We start from the raw sequence: 5,797 nt of genomic DNA, 5'->3' as shown, positions 1-5,797 counted from the left end.
TGCGACGGACCATTGGGCGCAGTGAGACCGTTCGAGGCACCGTCCTGGTTGACGGCGGAACCACGCACGACCGCAAGCACGGGGTGGCCGTTGCGCTGCGCGTCGACCAGCCGCTCCACGAGCAGCATGCCGACACCCTCGCCCCAGCCGGTGCCGTCGGCCTCGGCGGCGAAGGGCTTGCAGCGCCCGTCGGGGGCGAGGCCGCGCTGCCGGCTGAACTCGGTGAAGGTGGCTGGGGTCGCCATGACCGTGACGCCACCGGCGAGGGCGAGGGTGCACTCGCCGTTGCGCAGCGCCTGCACGGCGAGGTGCAGCGCGACGAGAGACGAGGAGCAGGCCGTGTCGACGGTGACCGCCGGGCCCTCCAGGCCGAAGGTGTAGGCGACGCGGCCGGAGGCGATGCTGCCGGAGCTCCCGGTGCCGAGGAAGCCCTCGACGCCCTCGGGCACGGTGTCCAGGCGGGCGGTGTAGTCGTGGTACATCACGCCCGCGAACACGGCGGTGCGGCTGCCCCGCACCGAGGACGGGTCGATGCCGGCCCGCTCGAACGCCTCCCAGGAGCTCTCCAGCAGCAGCCGCTGCTGCGGGTCCATGGCGAGGGCCTCGCGCGGCGAGATGCCGAAGGGGGCGGCGTCGAAGCGGGCGGCGTCGTAAAGGAAGCCGCCCTCGCTGACGTAGCTGGCCCCGGCGCTGTCCGGGTCGGCGTCGTAGAGCGACTCCACGTCCCAGCCCCGGTCGACGGGGAAGGCGGAGACGGCGTCGTCACCGTTCTCGACGAGCCGCCACAGGTCGTCGGGAGTACGGACCCCGCCGGGGTAGCGGCAGCTCATCGCGATGATCGCGATGGGCTCCTGGTTCTTCTCCTCGACCTCGCGGAGCCGCCTGCGGGCCTGGCGCAGATCGGCGGTCGCCCGCTTGAGGTAGTCGCGAAGCTTGTCCTCGTTCACCATGTGCGTGGGCTCCATGCCAGAGAGGCGGTTGTACGGGTCGGACCGGCCGGGTGCTCCGCACGGCGGGGCGGGCCGGGTCCCGGGGTGGTCGGGGCCGACCGGATTCCGCGCGTAGCGGGGCCGGGCCCGGATCCCGGAGTGACGGGTCGGTGCCGGGCGGCCGGTCGTCCCGCGTCGCGGGTCTCGCGGCCGTCCCGGACGGGTCGGGTCGCTCGGGCCCGGCCGGCGGGCCCGGGTCACGGGGCCGGTCGGACACCGACGGCTGTCGGATCGGTCGAGGGCGCGCCGGGCGACGGGTGCATCGCGCCCGGAGGGGTCCCCCCGGAGGGGTCCCCCCGGAGGGGTCCCCCCGGAGGGGTCCCCCCGGAGGGGTCCCCCCGGAGGGGTCCCCCCGGAGGGGTCCCCCCGGTCTGGACGTACGTAGTCGTCCAGACCGGGAGGGGCCGCCTCGCGAAGTGCGTCACGCTCGCCGCTCGGCGCGGTGGTGGGGCGTCAGGAAGCGCCGAGCTCGTCGTCCAGCAGGTCGAAGAGCTCGTCGTCGGTCACCGAGTCGAGGTCGTCGCCGTCGACGCCTCCTCCGGTGTCGCCCGTCGGGTCCTGGGCGCCGGTCCACTTGGTCATCAGGGCCTGGAGGCGCATGGTGATCCGCGAACGTGTGACGCTGTCCGCGGCCGCGGCCGCCAACGCGGCCTCCAGCCGATCGAGTTCACCGAAGACGGTCGGGCCGTCGGTATCGAGGGGCAGCGCCGAGCGCAGGTAGTCGCTCAGTGCCTGAGGCGTCGGATGGTCGAAGATCAGCGTGGCCGGCAGGCGTAGCCCGCTGGCCACCCCGAGCCGGTTGCGCAGCTCGACCGCCGTCAACGAGTCGAAGCCCAACTCCTTGAAGGCGCTGTGCGGTTCGACGGCTGCTGCCCCGGCGTGGCCCAGCACCTGGGCCACCTGGGTGCGTACCAGGTCCAGCAGAAGCCGGTCCCGTTCTGCGGCCGGGAGCAGCGCCAGGCGCCGCGCCAGCGACTCGGGGGCGTCCGCCGTCGCCCCGCCGGCCCGGCGCCGCACCGGGGTGCGGAGCAGGCCGCGCAGCAACGGCGGTACGGTGTCGCCGATTTGGGCCTGGAGGGCCGACAGGTCCAGTCGGGCGGGTACCAGCACGGCGGGCCCGGCCGCATGCACCAGCGCCGCGTCGAAGAGCGCCAGCCCGTCGGCGGCCGACAGGGCGTTCATGCTGCCCCGGCTCAGCCGTTCGCGGTCGCGCTCGTCGAGCGTGGCGGCCATGCCCGCTTCGTCGTCCCACAGGCCCCAGGCCAGCGAGACGGCGGGCAGCCCCGCCGCGCGCCGTTGCTGGGCGAGGGCGTCCAGGAAGGTGTTGCCGGCCGCGTAGTTGGCCTGTCCGGCGTTGCCGAACACACCGGCCGCCGAGGAGAACAGCACGAACGCCGACAGGTCCATCTCGCGCGTCAGTTCGTGCAGGTTCCAGGCCGCGTCGACCTTGGGTCGCAGCACCCGGTCCAGCCGCTCGGCGGTGAGCGCCTCGACGGTTCCGTCGTCCAGCACACCGGCGGTGTGCACGACCGCCGTCAGGGGGTGCTCGGCGGGGATGCTCCCGATCAGCGCGGCCACCGAGTCCCGATCGGCCACGTCGCAGGCCGCCCACGTCGCCGAGGCACCCAACTCTCCGAGCTGGGCCGCGAGTTCGCTCGCCCCCTCGGCCCGCTCGCCGCGCCGGCCCACCAGCAGCAGGTGACGTACGCCGTGTTCGGTGACCAGGTGCCGGGCGAGCAGACCGCCGAGGGTGCCGGCGGCGCCCGTGACGAGGACCGTGCCCTGCGGGTCGGTACGGGTGCCGTCGCCCGGTTCGGTACGGGTGCCGTCGCCCGCGGGGACGGTCGTACGGGCCAGCCGCGGGGCAAGCACGACCCCGTCGCGCAGCGCGAACTGCGGCTCGTCCGAGGCCAGTGCGTCAGGCAGCACGCGCCAGGAAACGTCCGTGCCGTCCACGTCCACCAGGACCAGTCTGCCCGGGTGCTCGGCCTGCGCGGAGCGCACCAGGCCCCACACCGGCGCGTGCGCCAGGTCCGTCACGCCCTCGTCGGCGCCCGGCGCGACGGCCCCGCGTGTAACGAACACCAGCCTTGCCTGGGCGAACCGCTCGTCCGCCACCCACCGGCGCACCAGCGTCAGAGCGTCGCCCGCGGCGTCGTGCGCGGCCCGCGCGAGCCCCGCGCCCGTACGGGAGCCGGGGACCGGGTCGAGCGACACGAACACCGTCGCCGGCGATCCCACCACCTCGGCCTCTTCGGCCAGCTCCGCCAGGTCGTCGAACGGCTCGGTGCCGACCGCCGGCCCGGGCAGCGCGGCCGCCAGCCCGAGCGGGTCGCTGCCCAGCACCGCCCACGCCCCCTCAGCCGGCGCCTCCGCCCCGGGCAGTGTCAGAGCGGTCCAGTCGACCTGGAACAGCGCGTCGCGCACCGGGCCCGTGCCGCTGCCGTCGAAGGCGTCGGCGGCCAGCGGGCGCAGCACGAGCGACGGCACCGTGAGCAACGGCTGCCCGGCCTCGTCGGTGACGTCCAGCGCGACCGCGTCGCGCCCCGCAGGGGCCATGGTCACCCGCAGCGCCGCCGCACCGACCGCGTGCAGCCGCACGCCGTCCCACGCGAACGGCAGGCGCGCGCCCTCGGGCCCGTCGGGGAAGAAGTCGCCCAGGCCCACCGCGTGCAGCGCCGCGTCCAGCAGCGCCGGGTGCAGCCCGTACGCGGCCGCCTCCGCCCGGCGCTCCTCGGCGAGCGAGACCTCGGCGAACACCTCGTCGCCGCGCCGCCACGCCGCCCGCAGGTTGCGGAAGGCCGGGCCGTAGCCGAGCCCGATGGCCTCGAACGACGGGTAGAGGTCCGTCACCTCGCACTCCTCGGCACCGGCCGGCGGCCACTCGCCGTGCGGTGCGGGGTCGGCCACCGCGTCGGCGACCGCCAGTACTCCGCCCGCGTGCCGGGTCCACGCCTCGTCGAAGGCGGCGTCCTCCGGCCGCGAGTAGACGTGGAACTCCCGTCGGCCCGCGTCGTCGTCACCCGACACGGCCAGGCGCAGCTGCACCCCGCCGGTCTCCGGCAGCACCAGCGGCGCCTCCAGTGTCAGGCCTTCCAGCAGGTCCAGGCCCGCATGGTCACCGGCCCGCACCGCGAGCTCCACCAGTACCGCGCCCGGCACCACGACCGTGCCGGCCACCCGGTGGTCGGCCAGCCAGGGGTGGGTCCGCAGCGAGAGCAGCCCGGTCAGCAGGAACCCGTCCGAGTCCGGCAGCTCCACCGCCGCGCCCAGCAGCGGATGCCCGGCGGAACCGAGCCCCGCCGCGACCACGTCGCCCGCGAGGGCGTGCGGGGGCGCCTCCAGCCAATAGCGCTTGCGCTGGAAGGCGTACGTGGGCAGGTCCACGCGCCCGGCGCCGGTACCGGCGAAGTACGCGGGCCAGTCCACGGCCGCGCCCCGGACGTGCGCCCCGGCCAGCGCGGAGGCGATCGTCTCCGCCTCGGCGCGTCCGGCGCGGAGGGTGGGGGTGAGGACGGTGGTGTCGGGGTGGTCGAGGCAGTCCTGGGCCATGGCGGAGAGGATCCCGTCGGGGCCGAGTTCGAGGTACGTGGTCACCCCGGCGGCTTCGAGGGTGCGGACACCGTCGCTGAAGCGGACCGCCTCACGGACATGGCGAACCCAGAAGTCGGGGTCGTTCATGTCGTCGGTGACCACCACCGTGCCGGTCAGGTTCGACACGACCGCGATACGCGGGGACTCGTAGGTCAGCCCCTCCGCCACCTTGCGGAAGTCGGCGAGCATCCCGTCCATGTGCGGCGAGTGGAACGCGTGACTGACCGCGAGGTGCTTGGACCTGCGGTCCTTGAACGATCCGGCGATCCGCTCCGCCTCGTCCACGTCACCCGAGATCACGACCGACTGCGGGCCGTTGATCGCCGCGATGCTCACGCGCTCGCCCAGGAGCGGCGTGACCTCGGCCTCGGTCGCCTCCAGCGCGATCATCACCCCACCCTCGGGAAGGGCCTGCATCAACCGACCACGCGCCGACACCAGCCGGCAGGCGTCGTCCAGAGACAGCACCCCCGCCACATGCGCGGCAGAGATCTCACCGATCGAGTGCCCGCCAACAAAGTCCGGCCGCACACCCCACGACTCGAACAACCGGAACAACGCCACCTCGACCGCGAACAACGCAGGCTGCGCGAACTCCGTACGGTTCAACAGCTCCGCGTCCGCACCGAACAGCACCTCCATCAGAGGCAGTTCGAGCTCCATCCGGCTCGCCACCGCGTCCAACGCCGCCGCGAACACCGGATAGGCGGCGTACAACTCACGCCCCATACCCAGCCGCTGACTCCCCTGCCCGGTGAACAGGAAGGCGAGCTTGCCGGCGTCCGGCGAGCCGATCGTCAGGTTGGCGGCGGTCCCGCCCTCGGCGAGCGCGGCGAGTCCGGAGAGGAACCCGTCGCGATCCCCGGCGACCACGACGGCCCGGCGGTCGAGCAGCGTGCGGCTCGTCGTCAGGGCGAACCCGATGTCGGTGAGGGACAGTTCGGGGTGCGCGATCACATGGGCGCGTAGGCGTTGGGCCTGGGCGCTCAGCGCGTCCGGGGTCTTCGCCGAGAGCAGCCAGGGCAGGCCGTCCGGCTCGCGCCCGGGCTCCCGGGGCTCCTCCGGTGTGGTCGGCACGGGGGCCTGCTCGATGATGGTGTGCGCGTTCGTGCCGCTGAAGCCGAAGGAGGAGACGGCCGCGCGGCGGGGCCGGCCGGTCTCGGGCCAGGCGGCGGACTCGGTCAACAGACGTACGGCGCCCGCCTCCCAGTCCA

The 5,797-nt window shown here is 74.5% G+C and carries 2 protein-coding genes; both read right to left on the bottom strand.

All coding sequences use genetic code 11. The annotated features are described in order from the left end of the window. Positions 1–950 (bottom strand): beta-ketoacyl synthase N-terminal-like domain-containing protein (locus tag ACFYR3_RS45430; RefSeq protein WP_389288280.1); only part of this gene is annotated, 950 nt, incomplete at its 3' end. Between the two features lie 492 nt (positions 951–1,442). Next, positions 1,443–5,797 (bottom strand): SDR family NAD(P)-dependent oxidoreductase (locus ACFYR3_RS45425; protein WP_389288278.1); only part of this gene is annotated, 4,355 nt, incomplete at its 5' end.

Origin of the sequence: Streptomyces sp. NPDC005784, assembly GCF_042871525.1 — a bacterium.
Classification (GTDB): Bacteria; Actinomycetota; Actinomycetes; order Streptomycetales; family Streptomycetaceae; genus Streptomyces.
Note: the sequence above shows the minus strand (reverse complement) of the source record. Positions and strands in the feature narration are given on the sequence as shown.